At 49.8% G+C, this 15,077-nt stretch carries 14 protein-coding genes and 1 pseudogene; 1 reads left to right on the top strand and 14 read right to left on the bottom strand.

Annotation, left to right across the window (positions count from 1 at the left end):
- Positions 1-178: 178 nt before the first annotated feature.
- From DHAF_RS05310 to DHAF_RS05245, 14 genes and pseudogenes are all read right to left on the bottom strand, one after another.
- Complete coding sequence (locus tag DHAF_RS05310; RefSeq protein WP_005813550.1) at positions 179-616, bottom strand: HutP family protein; 438 nt, start codon at positions 614-616, stop codon at positions 179-181.
- Positions 617-988: 372 nt separating this feature from the next.
- Entirely contained in the window at positions 989-2,122 is a 1,134-nt protein-coding gene (locus DHAF_RS05305; RefSeq protein ID WP_015943174.1) for a homocitrate synthase/isopropylmalate synthase family protein, read from the bottom strand.
- Position 2,123: 1 nt separating this feature from the next.
- Complete coding sequence (locus DHAF_RS05300) at positions 2,124-2,510, bottom strand: NifB/NifX family molybdenum-iron cluster-binding protein (RefSeq protein ID WP_011461714.1); 387 nt, start codon at positions 2,508-2,510, stop codon at positions 2,124-2,126.
- A gap of 32 nt (positions 2,511-2,542) precedes the next feature.
- Positions 2,543-2,992 carry a GNAT family N-acetyltransferase gene (locus DHAF_RS05295; RefSeq protein ID WP_005813545.1) on the bottom strand — a complete coding sequence of 150 codons (450 nt, stop codon included), beginning with the start codon at positions 2,990-2,992 and terminating at the stop codon, positions 2,543-2,545.
- On the bottom strand, positions 2,992-3,834 hold the full coding sequence (locus DHAF_RS05290; protein WP_015943173.1) for a radical SAM protein: 843 nt from the start codon (positions 3,832-3,834) through the stop codon (positions 2,992-2,994). The genes DHAF_RS05295 and DHAF_RS05290 overlap by 1 nt, the downstream gene beginning before the upstream one ends.
- Positions 3,835-3,874: 40 nt before the next feature.
- A complete protein-coding gene (gene fdxB, locus DHAF_RS26320; RefSeq protein ID WP_005813539.1) occupies positions 3,875-4,135 on the bottom strand; it encodes a ferredoxin III, nif-specific in 261 nt (86 codons plus the stop codon).
- A gap of 11 nt (positions 4,136-4,146) precedes the next feature.
- On the bottom strand, positions 4,147-4,518 hold the full coding sequence (locus tag DHAF_RS05280) for a NifB/NifX family molybdenum-iron cluster-binding protein (RefSeq protein WP_015943172.1): 372 nt from the start codon (positions 4,516-4,518) through the stop codon (positions 4,147-4,149).
- Between the two features lie 11 nt (positions 4,519-4,529).
- Positions 4,530-5,828, bottom strand: coding sequence for a nitrogenase iron-molybdenum cofactor biosynthesis protein NifN (gene nifN / locus DHAF_RS05275; protein WP_015943171.1), 1,299 nt, complete (start codon positions 5,826-5,828; stop codon positions 4,530-4,532).
- Position 5,829: 1 nt separating this feature from the next.
- Positions 5,830-7,188 carry a nitrogenase iron-molybdenum cofactor biosynthesis protein NifE gene (gene nifE / locus DHAF_RS05270; RefSeq protein ID WP_015943170.1) on the bottom strand — a complete coding sequence of 453 codons (1,359 nt, stop codon included), beginning with the start codon at positions 7,186-7,188 and terminating at the stop codon, positions 5,830-5,832.
- A gap of 29 nt (positions 7,189-7,217) precedes the next feature.
- A pseudogene (gene nifK / locus DHAF_RS05265) lies at positions 7,218-8,657 on the bottom strand (nitrogenase molybdenum-iron protein subunit beta); the annotation flags it as partial.
- 4 nt (positions 8,658-8,661) lie between these two features.
- A complete protein-coding gene (gene nifD / locus DHAF_RS05260; RefSeq protein ID WP_015943168.1) occupies positions 8,662-10,095 on the bottom strand; it encodes a nitrogenase molybdenum-iron protein alpha chain in 1,434 nt (477 codons plus the stop codon).
- A gap of 65 nt (positions 10,096-10,160) precedes the next feature.
- Complete coding sequence (gene nifH, locus DHAF_RS05255) at positions 10,161-10,988, bottom strand: nitrogenase iron protein (RefSeq protein ID WP_005813529.1); 828 nt, start codon at positions 10,986-10,988, stop codon at positions 10,161-10,163.
- A 39-nt stretch (positions 10,989-11,027) separates the two neighbouring features.
- On the bottom strand, positions 11,028-11,411 hold the full coding sequence (locus DHAF_RS05250) for a P-II family nitrogen regulator (protein WP_005813527.1): 384 nt from the start codon (positions 11,409-11,411) through the stop codon (positions 11,028-11,030).
- 39 nt (positions 11,412-11,450) lie between these two features.
- Entirely contained in the window at positions 11,451-11,768 is a 318-nt protein-coding gene (locus DHAF_RS05245; RefSeq protein WP_005813525.1) for a P-II family nitrogen regulator, read from the bottom strand.
- A gap of 670 nt (positions 11,769-12,438) precedes the next feature.
- Between DHAF_RS05245 and DHAF_RS05240 the strand changes: the two genes are divergently transcribed.
- Positions 12,439-15,033 (top strand): PEP/pyruvate-binding domain-containing protein, encoded by a 2,595-nt coding sequence (locus DHAF_RS05240; protein WP_005813523.1) that lies wholly within the window; start codon positions 12,439-12,441, stop codon positions 15,031-15,033.
- Positions 15,034-15,077: the final 44 nt, after the last annotated feature.

Genomic DNA, 15,077 nt, shown 5'->3' with positions numbered 1-15,077 from the left:
GTGGACGTTCTTCTGGTCCACTCCCCCCTTTCCTTGAAATGATTTTTATTCAGGTAGTAATGATGAACACCGGTTGAAAAAAAGAAGAGAGATCCCCCGGATATACTCCAACCTGGGTTTTCTCTCTTACTCTTACACACTTACCAAGTCCTCGACCTGGCACCCGAAAGCTATGAAATTATAGATGCATATACCCTAAACCCACTCGGCAATGCTCTGACAGAGCATGTATGGATGAACGCCCAAATATGGCGATGGCGATCCAGTCCCGATCACAGGCAATCCCCACTTTCAGGGCATAGCTGGCATTGCTGTTGGTATGAACAAAGATCCCATTGCTTGCTTCTAAGGTCGCATGCACAACAGCGTGTATGGCCTTCGGCTCCTTTTGAATGGCACCTGTGTTGATTGCTGCCGAAATGACAGAGTGGGTTAGCTTCCCGGTGGGTTGTAACGCGGAATACGTTCCTCCTAATTCGGTTACTGCACAATAGACGTTTTGGGAAAGCATCAACTTTTTCAACTCATTCTCTTTTTCACGGGTTTCCGTTAATGCTAAGGCCAGTGCAGTTCGTTCAAGAGAAGGCTTTTCTTGTTTCTGGCTTCTTTCTGGCATCAATAGCCTCCCTCCTTACAAAAAACCTGGCTTCGCCGCAAAGGCACTCACATAGCTGAAACAAGAAAGCGCCGTTGCAAGTAATCTGTCTTAGATTCTTGTAACGGCGCCATTGCCTTATTGATTTGATGTTTATAATTTACAGGAATTCAATCAAAATAACAAGTGTTTTTTCCGAAGAACACTGTATACTTCTTGTTAATCAATCAGAAAAGTTCAGATGGTTCTTTCGTCCCGGCTGAACTTTTATTGCTTAACTAATAGTTCTATTGCAGTTATATCAAGGGTTTCCGACACTCTCTCCGCTCCTTTGCCGCAGTTTAACTTTATGGCTTATCATAACCCAAGCAATCTGATTGTTCGAATTTTGTCCTAAGCATTGCGCAGTTGATTGAGACTTCTCGCCAGACTTAAGACATCTTCAGCCTGCAAAGGAATCTTTTTTATGCTGCTGTGCAGTCTCACCCGGATCAAAAGCTCTGTCAGCTGCTCTTGTGTGTAAGGAACTCGTTCTTCTTCCAGCAGTCTCACGAGCTCCTTTATTCCTGAGTATTTGCCAAAAACCATGGAGTGCTTTCTGGAGATGCTTTCCGGCGGAAAAGGCTGATAATTTTCCACGTCCTTGCGAATTCCGTCCAAATGAACCGCCGAAGTATGAGTAAAGACATCGGACCCCACAACGGGCTTGGAACGGGGAACCTCCCGCTGGGTAATGTCACTGACCAAAAGGGAAATATCATTAACCTTCTGGATATCAAAGGCGGTGGGACGCTGCAAGATATGATGAATGGCCACCGAAATTTCTTCCAGAGGAGCATTGCCCGCTCTTTCCCCCAATCCCCCCACGGTGACACTGACAGCTTTGAAACCGATGCGTAGGGCTGTTAAGGCATTGGCCGTAGCCATTCCTAAATCATTGTGCGCATGAAACTCCAGAGGCAGCGCTGTTCTTTGCGGCAGAGGGGCAAAACGCCGCGCCAGCTCAAGGGGATCCAGGATACCCAGAGTATCGGCTAAACGTATCCGATCGGCCCTAAGCCCTTCCGCTACTTTAGCCATCTTAATCATGAAATCCACGTCGGCACGGCTGGCATCTTCAAAACCTACACAAACATATTTCCCTTCCTTTTTAGCCAGTTCAACGGCTTCTCCCATGCTGTCCATGGCCCAGGTCCGGCTTTTTCTGAGCTTGCGCTCTATATGTTGATCGGAAACCGGAATACAAATAGAAACCGCGCCGACACCGGTTCGGAAGCTGGCTTCCAGATCCTCCTTACTGGTGCGGTTCCAGGTGGCCAGACGCACCGGCAGCCTTAAATCCACCAAACCCTTGATGATTTCCATCTCATCGGCCCCCACACTGGGAACACCGACCTCAATCTCATCAATTCCTGCTTCAGCCAGGCAAGTAGCGATTCGCGCCTTCTCTTTGAAACGGAAAGCGATGCCCGGGGTTTGTTCCCCATCTCGCAGGGTCGTATCACAAAGCCATACGGAATCTTTCATGCTAGGCTCCTCCCCTCTGAAACTTATTCTCCAGCCAATGAGGCGGATTCTTATGGAACATCCGCTGCAGTCGGCAGGCCGCCTCCTCGATCAGTAGATTTTCCTTGGTCTGCATAGGGAAAATATTGTGGTTGATGAGCCTTGCCGCCGCTGGGCTCCCGATCTGGCTGCAATACAATATATCGCAATCCTGAATCGCTTCAATCCGTTCCGCAAGGCGTCTTTCATTGATCGTTTCGGTTTCTTGACCGGTTTGGGACTTAAAGCTTTTCGTTTTAACCCGATGAAATGAAGCAGGCAGGAATTCATAAATGACAATATTGGAACTAAGCGCAAAATGAGCATCGACATGCTGCATATCCTCACTGCAAAAAGCCACCTTAATCACCCTATCTCCCTCCCAACCATAATAATTCAGATTTAGACATAAGTCCTTAAACAGATCAGCTCCGTAAACTGCCAAGCCATCTTTCTATAGAATGCCAAGGCTCTTGTATTGCTGCGGTCCGCTAAAAGCTGCAGGCGCTTAACGCCTCGTGCCGCCGCCCAGGCCTGAAGGGATAACAGCAATGCCCTGCCTGTTCCCTGCCCCTGATAAGGCTCCTCAACGACGAGATCCTCGACCCAGGCGGATAGTCCCCCTTCTGCCGTGGATATCAGCAGCTGCGCTGTGACCATGCCGATCACCCGTCCGTTTTGCTCCGCCACCATCATGCACCGCCGGGCACCCTCTTCCAACATCAGCTCCAGACCCCGGCGCTGTTTTGTCTCATCATAGGAGAAATCCGCCTCCAGAGAAAATAAGGTTTTCAGCAGCTTAGCCATGTCGGTGATGTCTGCCGGCACTGCTTCTCTGATTACAGGTTTCATCAGAACACCCCGATGGCATCGGCGCGGCATTGCTGACAATGGGTCATCTGGGGCAGGAGGGAGCTTAAACTGCTGCGTCTAACGGCAAGCTGCTCCCGGGAGGGCGGTATGATATGAGCTAATTTCCCCTGGGGAATGACCGGCATAATATTATGAAGATGTGCTCCCCTTTTCTTGATTTCCACAGATAAGTCATTTAGGCCATGGTCATTGATGCCAGGCATCAGCACCGTATTTATTTTCACTGTCATCCCCGCCTTCGCGGCCATTTCCAGCCCGCTCAGCTGATTATGGAGCAGGGTTCTTGCCGCTTCAGCTCCGATCAAGGTTTGCCCCTTCCAGCGCACATAACTGTAGATTTGGGCACCAACCTGCTCCTCCAGGGTATTGATGGTAATAGTAATGTGAGATACTCCGATATCCGTCAATTCCTCCATCTTCTCCGGCAAGAGCAGGCCATTGCTGCTCAGGCACAGAATCATCTCCGGGAAATCCCGTTTTACCCCTCTCAGCGTTGTAAAGGTCCCCTCATTGGCTAAGGGCTCCCCGGGACCGGCAATGCCGACCACCACAAATTTATCTCCTTTACCGGAAGCTTTGACTTTCCGCACCGTTGCCAGTGCTTCTTCAGGGGTTTGCACCTTACTGGCTACACCTGGACGGGATTCATTGGCACAATCAAATTTGCGTACACAATAATTGCACGAGATATTGCAGCCGGGAGCTACGGCTAAATGGATGCGTCCCGTATTGCCATGTCCTTTGGTGGAAAAACAGGGATGTCCGAGATTCAGGCGGGGAGTATTCATATTTCCTTGTGTACATGTACATGCTTTATGCATATCAATCCCTCCAATCATTCTAATTTGAAAAAGGCTCTTTTTATGATTTGCTCTTAAAGGTGTAGCAGCGCCGCACACAGATGCTTCCACAGGATTGGCAGCCAATACAATGATCCTTATTGTCGATCTTGGCAATTTGGCGCTCAGTTCCTTCATCATCCTCATAGGTTTCCACGCCCAGAACTTTCTGCACACAGAGTTTAATACAGCGGCCACAACCAAGACATTTGTTCTTATCAAAGGTATCCACATACATGGGAGTCCAAGGGGAACCTCCAAAGGTTTCAAAAACTACGCTCATTTCCATCCTCCTTAATTCCCCTCTTGATTCAGCTTCTTTTTCAGCCAAGGCGGCAGCTTTTGAGAAGACAGCAGCTGATCCAAGCGTCTCACTTCATCGGCGATTGGGGTTCCTTCCGGTACTTTGATCGGGTGAATACCGCTCTGAACGAGGCGGGCTGCCGCCGGGCCGCCAATCTGAGTGCAATAGACAATAGCACACTCTTTGAGAATCTGAATCCGGGCATCCACCTTATCTTCGGATTCTGCCGGACCTTTGGCCCCCTGGGAATCCTGGTAAACTCCTTGGCTGTCCATGGTAAATACATACCTCTCGAAACCCGGGGCTGAGGCAAAATGGGAATCAATGGTCAATCCATCACTGCTGGCAAAGCCTACAAGCATGCTGTTCACTCCTAACTTACTGCATTTAACGTGGCAAAGAGGAAGCGCTGTGTCCCTTCATAGCCGATCCAACAGGTCTGGGGATAACCCGCCCGGTCAAAAACCGGCAGCCCTGCCCTCAGATGGGGCAGCTTAAGCTGTCCCGCCGCCTGACGGCCATTGGAGTTGGCAATGATGAGCTTGCTTTGGCCGGCCCGCTCCTCAAGGGTTTCCAAATCTCCTACCTCCATGGGGACAGGCAGGGACAAGCGGTCGGTACCTGCCTGGGATGCTGCCAAAGCCACCGTCAGCTCCGCTCCAACCTCCACCAGACTGGACCCTAAGCTATAGAGGAGATCCGTTTCCAAGGCGATGGCTACCCTAAGCTTACCCAGTTGATCATGATAATCGGCCAGGGTATCCAGCAAGCGGTTTCTTTGCCGGAGCTGCTTTTCCGGGATAGTCTTACCGGACAGCTTAGCCAAGGTCAATATCAAGCCATCGGTGGCCGTAAGTCCGCTTAAAGAAGGAAAATTATAGTGAGGAATATGATAGGCCTCCTTAAGGGTTTCCCCTGCTTTCTCCATGCTCAGGCCAAAGGATAAGCACGCCCTGGACCTGGGCAGAAGCTGAAAATCCTCCAACAAGGTGCCTCCCTGGACCACGGGGGCGGCCTCCAGCTCCGCATGACCGTCCAGAGAAACTGAGAGATCCGGCAGGGTAATGGGCCTGAAGCCGAAATCCCTGACAATCTCTTTCAGTTCATCCACATCAGCCGGAGTCAGATGACAGCCGGGCAATAAAGCGAGATAAGGAGCTTCCTGAATATCTGTCTTTAAAGCTGACGCTGGAGAATGATGATTTAAACCGACAAGGGCATCCACCAAGGCCTCGACAGTCCGTTGATACCCGTCCTGCATGGACCCTATATAGTCCGGGGTACTGGCCAATACCACAGGCAGATCCTCCAGGTCCGGTCTTTCCGAGTACAGGCTGGCTAAAGCGCTGGCCATATCATCCCCATAAGTTTCCGTGAGACCTGAGCTCATAACGCCGATGATTTGGGGCTTGTATTTATCCGCTGCCACGGCAATCCCTTTCTTCAAATGCTCCCATCCGCCGAAAATGACCGAGTCCTCCAGCAAAGCGGTGGAATTAAGAGGGATGGACTCTTTAAAATGCCGGTTCAGCTGCAGGCGGATAAAGGAGGAGCAGCCCTGGGAACCGTGCAGCAGGGCCAGCAGTCCGTTGATTCCCAGATAAGCCAGGGTGGCGCCCAGAGCCGGGCTGTTTTTTTGCGGATTTCCCTCATAATGCCGATATTTCATCATCTCATCCCTCCTCTCGCGGGGGAAATTCCTGTTTTAAAAGTTCCCAAACCGGACTGTTCACCGTCCGGGCCAGGCTCCCGGCAAAGGTGACCATCCCCTCGTAACCTGCATAAGGCAGTTTTCGGCCGTGATTAATATCTAAAAAAGGAGTTCTTGTTTTGTGGGCCAGGTACTTTGTCTTCCCCCCGGCGACGATAAGATCGGGCTTTTTCTCAGCAATAATTTTAAGGAATCCCGCCGGACTGGTATCCTCAATGATCTGAGCCGTAGGATCCATCAGTGCTTTCATCCGTTGAAAATCATCGGGAGTGGAGTTTTGCGTCCCTCCCGCCAGAATGTTGATCCCCAGTTCAGCCAGTGTGGAGACCATGGACCAGGTTTTTACTCCCCCTGTAAACAAGATGGCCTGTTTATGCTCCAGGCATTTTTTATAGCCGGCAATCATCTCCCGTGTTTCCTCTTCCTTCTTTTGCACATAGGTTTTTGTTCTCTTCAGTAAATCAAGGTCTCCCAAGGCTTTGGCAATATTGATTAAAGTCTCCGAGGTGTCGTGGATTCCATAAAAGGAGCCCTCCATAAAGGGGATGTCGTATTTTTCTTCCATCTTGCGGGCCAGATTGGTCAGGCTTTTGGAACAAATCAGCACATTGAGACAAGCCCGGTGAGCGGAAGCGATGTCCTCGAATTTGGCATCACCCGTAATTGTTGCCTGCACCGTGATTCCCAGGTTCTCAAAATCCGGCAGGATACCCCAGAGATCACCGGCAATGTTATACTCTCCGATCAGGTTTACGGAAAGGGGCACCTTTTCATCCGGTCCTTCCCCGGTGCCGATGACCCGGTCGAAGAGAACTTCCCCGGCAATCCGGTTGCCGATGTTTTTATCGCCCAAAAAACCCGGGCAATTGACGGCGATGACGGGAATGGTCAATTCCTGCTCCGCTTGTTCACAGATTGCGCTGACATCATCGCCGATCAGGGCGGATACACAGGTGGCATAGACAAAAATGGCTTGGGGGCGATGATGGGCGGCGATTTCCAGGATCGCCTCCTTGAGCTTCCGTTCACCGCCATAAACTACATCATTCTCCATCAGATCCGTGGTCAGCCCCCGGCGGAAAAGCTGGGAACCGGAGGAGCGGGCTCCCCGGTTATCCCAAGAGTTCCCTGCACAGGCAATCGGTCCGTGGACGAGGTGGGCCACATCGGTAATCGGCATCAGCACAACCCGCGCTCCGTCATAGGCGCAGCTGCGTTCTGCCCCTTCACCGGGCAGGGCCTTCATGCACAATTGGGGAGAACCTGCTCCCGCTGGACACCCTTGATCTTTAAGATCCAGTTTGGTGAGATTGGTAAACATGGAGTCCCCTCCCTTCTTTAGCGAAGTTATTAACGCAGCAATTCGAAATAGGCATCGGTGGAAGCCCTGTCTTTCTCCTCCAAAAAGGTATTGACGATCATGGTGATCAGGTTGATTACTCCTGAATAACCGACAATCGGATAACGGTGGAGATTCACACGATCATAAAAGGGGAACCCTACTCTGACCAGGGGAATACCGGCGTCACGAGCTGCCCACTTGCCATGGGAATCGCCAATGAGCATATCCACCGGTTCGGTGACTAAAAGTGACCGCAGATGCCAAAGGTCCTTGTTGGGGTATAGGGTGGCGCCCTGACCATAAGGGCTGGAGGCAAGGAGCCTTTCCATGTCCTTTTTGAACAAAGGGGTGGAATTGGAGCAGACAATATGCACGGGTTCCCCTCCCATTTCCAGCAGGAAGGAGACTAAGCCCAGCAGCAGATCCGGGTCACCGAAGAGGGCAAATTTCCGGCCATGCATATATTGATGGGCATCGGTCATGGCATCCACGGCCAGTCCCCGTTCATAGGTGATTTCTTCGGAGACCTCTTTCCCTGTTAATTTCGCCGCGGCTTCGATGAATCGGTCCGTGCCCGCCATGCCGATGGGCATAGGGATCGCTTCCACCGGAATCGATTCACCTGTCAAATACTTTTTGGTATTTGAAGTCGAATAGGTCTGACATAACAGATAGCCCAACCCATTTAAAGCTTCCTCCATTTCCACAAGAGGGGTCCCGCCGGGATATAATTCGTATTTACCCAAATTCGGAGTATCCACCACATTGCTGTAGTCCGGCAGAAGGGTATAAGGTACATTCATCATGTTCAGCAGCCGCTTATACTCGCGAAGATTGGCCGGGTAGGTATCAAAGCCTGGCACAACGTATAGCCGCTCATTGATTTGATCTTCCTGCCTCGGAGTTGCCAGGCACTCAATCAGTCCCTTGAGCATGATGTCATACCCGGCAATATGGGACATCTTGAAGCTGGGAGTATTGGCCAGGGCAACGGGAAAATCCATGGGGACCGCCCCCTGGTCCTTGGCATTGCCTAAAAAGGAGCTGATATCATCACCGATGACTTCCGCCATACAGCTGGTGTAAACGGCAATCACCTTAGGGTTATATACCGTATAGGCATTTTTCAGCCCTTCGATAAAATTTGCCTGACCGCCAAATACGGCCGAATCCTCGGTCATGGAATCGGAGACTGAGGCTACCGGCTCCCGGAAATGCCGGGATAAGGTGCTGCGGAAATAAGCGGTGCACCCCTGGGAACCATGGGTAAAGGGCAGACATCCTTCAATTCCTAAGGCACAAAGCAAGGCACCCAGAGGTTGGCAGGCTTTTGCGGGATTGATGACCAGCTTTTCACGGGCAAAATTCTTTTCACGGTATTCAACACTATTCAGCCATTCTTTGGTGGCTTTCGTACAACTCTCCATGTGCGTCATCCTTTCTGCCTGATTTTTATTTCATCCAAGGAGCTTTAATGGACTTCCAGGTGGGACTGTTCACCGCCATATCCATATCCCGGGCAAAAATGGGGAATCCATCATAACCGTGATAAGGTCCGGAGTAATCCCAGGAGTGCATCTGGCGGAAAGGCAGGCCCATTTTTTCAAAGACATACTTTTCCTTAATTCCCGAGCCCACCAGATCCGGCTTAAGATCCTTAACAAACTCTTCCAGTTCCAAAGCGGATACATCATCGTAAATAAGGGTTCCTTCCTTCAATTGGGGGTAAGTCCGTTCGTAATCCTCCTTATGGGCAAACTCATAGCCCGTACCGATAATCTCCATGCCCAAATCTTCATAAGCGCCCACCACATGCCGGGGGCGAAGGCCGCCTACATACAGCATGACCTTTTTGCCGGCCAAACGGGGCCGGTAGATATCGATTACTTTTTGCATCTGGGCTTCATATTTGGCAATGACTCTTTGGGTATTCTCCCTAATGGAGTCGTCAAAATGAGCTGCAATGTTAAGCAGGGATTCCTTAATCTTCGTGGGTCCGAAGAAATTGAATTCCAGCCAGGGGGTTCCGTAGGTTTCCTCCATATAGTTGGCCATATAGTTCATACTCCGGTAGCAATGGATTAAGTTCAGTTTGACCAGATGCCCGTTCTGAAGCATTTCCAGAGTAGAATCACCGGTCCAGATATTCACCACATTCAAGCCGATTTCTTCCAGGATTTTTTTGCTGGCCCAGGCATCACCACCGATATTGTAATCGCCGATAATCCCAATATCGTAGGGTCCGATTTCCCGCTCCGGCCCCTTGCCGATGATATGATCGCGAATTGCATCATTGGCAATATGGTGACCGAGGGACTGACTGATTCCCCTGAACCCTTCGCAGCGCACCGGCACCACAGGGCGCTGGGTTTTCTCCGTCATCCGGCGGGCGACACTTTCGATATCGTCTCCGATCAGCCCCACAGGGCATTCGGACAGTACGGAAACTCCTTTGGCATTGGGGAACAGTTCGACGACCTCTTCAATGATCTTCTCCAGTTTTTTGTCCCCGCCGTAGATGATATCGCTCTCCTGGAAGTCCGAGGTGAATTGGAAGGGTACGAAATTGTCTATGCCCACTTCACCTTCTGCCAGGTTCCGGCGGTTAGCCCAGGAATAAAACCCGCACCCCACCGGCCCGTGGGAAATATGCACGATATCCTTGACCGGCCCCCACACAACCCCTTTGGCTCCGGCGTAAGCGCAGCCCCGGGCGGTCATGATTCCCGGTACGGTTTTCCCATTGGACTTAACAGCGCAGCTTGAGCAATCACTTTCTTTGACAGAAAGATGCTGCCTGCGGTTTTTCTTAGCCTTTTCCGGATAGACTTCCAACACTTGATTGACCAGTTCTTTTCTGGCCTGGACCATTTCACTGATGCTCATAACGCTGTCCTCCTTCTTTCCTGCCTTAACTGAATTTGCTGAATTCACTGCATTTGCTGCATTGGCTACATCTCCATAATCCCATATTCCATCAGCAGTTCTTCCAGCTGCTCCATTTCCATCGGTGTGGGTATGGTCATCATAGTGTTGGCTTCAATCTTACGGGCCAGTGCTCTGTACTCATCCGCTTGAGAATGAGTGGGATTATACTGGATCACGGTTTGTTTGCGCAATTCCGCCCGCTGTACTTCATTATCCCGGGGCATGAAGTGAATCATTTGCGTATTGAGCGCTTTGGCCAGAGCCGAGATCAATTCGTATTCTTTATCCGTCTGCCGGCTGTTGCAGATGAGCCCGCCCAGACGGACCGTCCCCGTGTTGGCATACTTTAAGATCCCTTTGGAGATGTTGTTGGCCGCATACATGGCCATCATTTCACCGGAGGTGACGATATAGATTTCCTTGGCTTTGTTCTCACGGATCGGCATGGCAAATCCCCCGCAGACTACATCACCCAGAACATCATAGAAGACATAATCTGTATCCTCGGTGTAAGCACCGTTTTCCTCAAGAAAGTTAATGGCGGTGATCACACCCCGTCCGGCACAGCCCACACCCGGTTCCGGGCCGCCGGACTCCGCACAGCGCACCCCCAGATGACCTTCCACCAACACATCTTCCAGTTCCAGATCCTCCACCGTTCCCCGTTCACGAGCCAGGTCCATAACCGTGGTTTGAGCTTTGCTGTTCAGAATCAGGCGGGTGGAGTCTGCCTTGGGATCGCAGCCCACAATGGTCACTTTTCTTCCCATCTCCGCCAGGGCAACCACTGTATTCTGAGTTGTCGTGGATTTGCCGATTCCGCCTTTACCATATATCGCGATTTGTCTCATTTCTTACATCCCCCTATCTAGTCTCGATCTTTTCTGCCGTTATAGGACAGCTTCTTTACCCACTTCACCTGTCCTAACCCGGACCACTTCATGCAGGGGGCACACAAAGATTTTTCCATCTCCGCAATGTCCCGTTTTATTGATTGCCGTAATAGTCTTGACCGCTGCTTCCACCTCCTGGTCCTGCACGATTAAAGTCAGCATCCGTTTGGGAATCCAGTTGATCCGTGACTCTGTGACTTGCTGAGGTCTGAGGACCTTATTGAGTTCCGGGTCAACCTCTGCTTCCCACCCCCCAATGCCATATTGCTTTCCCCGTCCTTCGATGCTCTGAATCGTCAGGGCCGGGAAACCCGCTTCTTCAAGGGCTTTTTTGGTGGCGGGAACCTGGTGCCTGCGGATACAGGCGATAATTTCTTTCATGCCGACAACTCCTTTCTTATGAGCCTTTGTCAGGCCCGCTTATAAGCCTTTGGTTCCTGAGCTTATGGTATAAGCCTCTTCCACTTCGGTAATAAAGATTTTCCCATCCCCCATGGTCCCGGTCTTGGACTTTTCCAGGATGATCTGGATGGCTTTTTCTAAGTTCTCATTTGGCACAACCATCAGAAGCAAGGTTTTCGGGAATTCATCATAAACCACATCACCGATGCGGATGCCTTTGGTACGGCCCCGTCCAAAAACATGCATTTTGGTTAAAGATGTCAGGCCTGCGTCTGCCAAAGCTTCGGCGACAACTTCAGCCTTTTCCGGTCGGATAATCGAGCGTATCATTTTCATTTCACAATTCCTCCTTAAATTTTCTGAGAGTACTTTTCCTCACTGACCCATCCATGCCTAGCGAAAGACTTCGCATCACCACCCTTCCCAAAAGAATGTAAAATAAAAAGAGAACCCACAGCCTGATCGGTTATTCGATCAATGGGGGCTCTCTTATCCTCTTAAACACTCCAGATTGAAATCAACCCGGTGCCCATTTTTATTTAATTGGCGGATTATGATGGAATCTAATTTTAAAATAGCTTGCACACTAATTGCCATGAAAGATAGACTTAGATTCATTTTTAAAACATAGGTTAAATCTTAAAATAAAAGAGAGAGCTCTGTTTTTTCTTAGGCTCTCTCTATCACTTCACCGCTCAAGTCCTTTGGACCTGTGCCCTTATATGTCACGAAAATCGTGAGTTTGTCTAGAAATACTGTTTATATAGATTTACCCTCTGATCCACTACCACTAACTAAATCACTGCTGTTTCAATGAGCTTTACTTGTTTATATTATAGAGTACTTCGCTCCAAGCGTCCAGCGATTCAGGTCAAGAACACTGTATACATAGAAGCCTTGATTGACAAAGGAATGATTACCCTGGGATAGAGAGCCCGGTACGAATTTAATTCTCTTCTTTTTGCTGTATAATAGCACTATACAGCGATGGCTTGGAGGGAGAATAATGGAACAACCTCAAACAATCAGTACCGGCTTTCCTTCTTTAGATGACGTGATCCAGTTTCTGTGGATGGGCGATAACGTAGTTTTCCAAGTTAAAGATATTGAGGTCTATCAGCGTTTCGTCCAGGGGTTTATCCATAAAAATGCCGGACCCCACCGTAAAATGATTTATATTCGTTTTGCACAGCATCCTCCTCTAATCACCTGCCATGAGCATATAGAACTATTTCCGGTGAATGCCGAGAGGGGCTTTGAAGAATTCTGCACCCAGATTCATGAGAAGATCACTCTGGAGGGCCGGGATGTCTTCTATATCTTTGACTGCCTATCCGAGCTTTTGGACCGTTGGGCAACAGATACCATGATCGGCAATTTCTTCAAGGTGACCTGCCCTTATCTTTTCGAGTTGAACACCATCGCCTATTTCGCCACCTACAAAAACCGCAACTCCTTCCACACCACTGCCGTCATCCGGGATACGACTCAAGTTCTGATCGACATTTTTGAAGCAGAGGGCCAGACTTATATCCACCCTATAAAAATGTGGAAACGCTATACGCCCACCCTCTTCTTCCCCCATATCGAAGAGGGAGATGCGTTCCTCCCCGTCACCAGCAGCGCCGAAGTGGCTTTTCTCAATGCCCAATTGGGGGAATATGATGATAATCCGGAACGGGATTTGGATTATTGGGATCGCCTTTTTTTGAAAGCCGGGCAGCTCCTGGCCGCTAAGGCTTTAACTCATAGCGAAGAAAAGAACCATATCCGGCATTTGGCGCGGATTTTCTTAAGCCGGGATGAAGGGATCCTCCAGCTTATTGATGAACATTTTTCCCTGCAGGATATCCTCTCCATCAAATCCCGCTTAATCGGTTCCGGCTTTATCGGTGGGAAATCCGTGGGGATGCTGCTGGCGCGCAAAATTTTGGTTCAGGATTCTGATGACTGGCGCAAGATTCTTGAACCTCATGACTCTTTCTACATCGGTTCTGATGTCTTCTACTCCTACCTGATCGATAATAACCTTTGGCAACTGAAAATGGAGCAAAGGCGAGCTAAAGAGGATGCTTTGGCCAAAGCAGCTCAGTTGCAGGAAAAAATCCTCAAAGGGCAATTCAATGACTTCATCCGCAATAAATTTTTAAGAATGCTGGAATATTTCGGACAGTCCCCCATTATCGTCCGCTCCAGCAGCTTGCTTGAGGATGGCTTCGGCAATGCTTTCCCTGGAAAATATGAAAGCGTGTTCTGCATCAATCAGGGCACCCTGGAAGAGCGCTACCATATGTTTACTCAGGCCATTCGCGAAATCTATGCCAGCACCCTCAGTGAAGAAGCTCTTGCTTACCGGGAGAAACACAATCTCAGTGATACGGAGGAGCAGATGGCCCTCCTGGTTCAAAGAGTGTCCGGGTCCAATAAAGGGGAGTATTTTTTCCCGGATCTGGCCGGGGTAGGCTTCTCCTATAACACCTATGTCTGGGATAACCGGATCGACCCTCAGGCAGGGATGATCCGCCTGGTTCTGGGATTGGGAACCCGCGCCGTTGACCGGTTGGAAGGAGACTATGCCCGCATCGCTGCCCTGGACCGCCCCCTTTCGGTTCCCTATGACGGGTTGGAGAATTTTAAGGCCTTTACCCAATCCAAAATCGATGTGCTCAATATCCGGGCAAATAGTCAAGAGACGGTTTCTATTCAGGATTTGCTCCAAAAGTCCCTTGAGCTTTATCAGACGCAATTTGCAGAGCGGGATTGGGCAACAGAGCAAAGACTGCGGGACCTGGGCCGAGCTCCCCAGGAACTTTGGTTCTTTACCTTTAATCCCTTATTCGCCAATACCAACATCGCCCAGATTTTTTCCAAACTCATGAAAACCCTGGAGAACGCCTATCGTCATCCGGTGGATATCGAGTTTACCCTTAACCTGCGTCGCAATGGAGATTATTTCATCAACCTCCTTCAATGCCGGCCCCTGCAGATTCGAGGTTCAAAACATCAAGTCCATGTTCCTGAAGAGATCCCTCTGTCCCATACGATCTTCAAGGGGGTGGGAAATTTTATGGGAGGCAGCCTCTCCACCAGAGTTCATAAGATCATTTTCGTGGAGCCTTTAGCCTACAGTAATCTCACCCAAAGTCAAAAATATGAAGTCGCGCGAACTATCGGTAAGCTCAACCGGCAGATTGATAAGGAATCCACCACCACCCTTTTGTTAGGCCCGGGACGATGGGGATCCCGGCTGCCCGCCTTGGGAGTTCCCGTATCTTTTGCTGAGATTAACCGTATCTCGCTCCTCGGCGAGATCGGCTATCAACAAACAGGATTTCTTCCTGATGTTTCTTTTGGAACTCATTTCTTTCAAGACCTGGTCGAAAGCGGGATCTTCTACCTGGCCCTCTTCCCGGAAAAAAAAGAAACTGTTTACCAACTGGAATCTTTAGAAAACTATACGGAACCGCTGCCTGAAGAATGTTTTGATAAACCATATCTTCAAAAAACCCTTCAGGTCTATGACTTCCCGGCTGAGATCAATCTGCAGTTCGTTTCCGATGTAGCCAGTCAGAGGTTCCTCCTCTTTTTACCCATACAATAACCTTGCCTCTGCAGGAGGGCATACAATAAAAGGCTCCAGAAAAA

The organism is Desulfitobacterium hafniense DCB-2 (genome assembly GCF_000021925.1).
Taxonomy (GTDB): Bacteria; Bacillota; Desulfitobacteriia; order Desulfitobacteriales; family Desulfitobacteriaceae; genus Desulfitobacterium; species Desulfitobacterium hafniense.
Note: the sequence above shows the minus strand (reverse complement) of the source record. Positions and strands in the feature narration are given on the sequence as shown.

What these genes read in the sequence shown, in the direction of transcription:
- nifE (WP_015943170.1), bottom strand. Translation starts at nt 7,188, where the DNA reads ATGTTTACCAATCTCACCAAACTGGATCTTAAAGATCAAGGGTGTCCA.
- nifD (WP_015943168.1), bottom strand. Translation starts at nt 10,095, where the DNA reads ATGAGCATCAGTGAAATGGTCCAGGCCAGAAAAGAACTGGTCAATCAA.
- DHAF_RS05310 (WP_005813550.1), bottom strand. Translation starts at nt 616, where the DNA reads ATGCCAGAAAGAAGCCAGAAACAAGAAAAGCCTTCTCTTGAACGAACT.
- DHAF_RS05305 (WP_015943174.1), bottom strand. Translation starts at nt 2,122, where the DNA reads ATGAAAGATTCCGTATGGCTTTGTGATACGACCCTGCGAGATGGGGAA.
- nifN (WP_015943171.1), bottom strand. Translation starts at nt 5,828, where the DNA reads ATGATGAAATATCGGCATTATGAGGGAAATCCGCAAAAAAACAGCCCG.
- DHAF_RS05290 (WP_015943173.1), bottom strand. Translation starts at nt 3,834, where the DNA reads ATGCATAAAGCATGTACATGTACACAAGGAAATATGAATACTCCCCGC.
- fdxB (WP_005813539.1), bottom strand. Translation starts at nt 4,135, where the DNA reads ATGAGCGTAGTTTTTGAAACCTTTGGAGGTTCCCCTTGGACTCCCATG.
- DHAF_RS05245 (WP_005813525.1), bottom strand. Translation starts at nt 11,768, where the DNA reads ATGAAAATGATACGCTCGATTATCCGACCGGAAAAGGCTGAAGTTGTC.
- DHAF_RS05240 (WP_005813523.1), top strand. Translation starts at nt 12,439, where the DNA reads ATGGAACAACCTCAAACAATCAGTACCGGCTTTCCTTCTTTAGATGAC.
- DHAF_RS05280 (WP_015943172.1), bottom strand. Translation starts at nt 4,518, where the DNA reads ATGCTTGTAGGCTTTGCCAGCAGTGATGGATTGACCATTGATTCCCAT.
- DHAF_RS05250 (WP_005813527.1), bottom strand. Translation starts at nt 11,411, where the DNA reads ATGAAAGAAATTATCGCCTGTATCCGCAGGCACCAGGTTCCCGCCACC.
- DHAF_RS05295 (WP_005813545.1), bottom strand. Translation starts at nt 2,992, where the DNA reads ATGAAACCTGTAATCAGAGAAGCAGTGCCGGCAGACATCACCGACATG.
- nifH (WP_005813529.1), bottom strand. Translation starts at nt 10,988, where the DNA reads ATGAGACAAATCGCGATATATGGTAAAGGCGGAATCGGCAAATCCACG.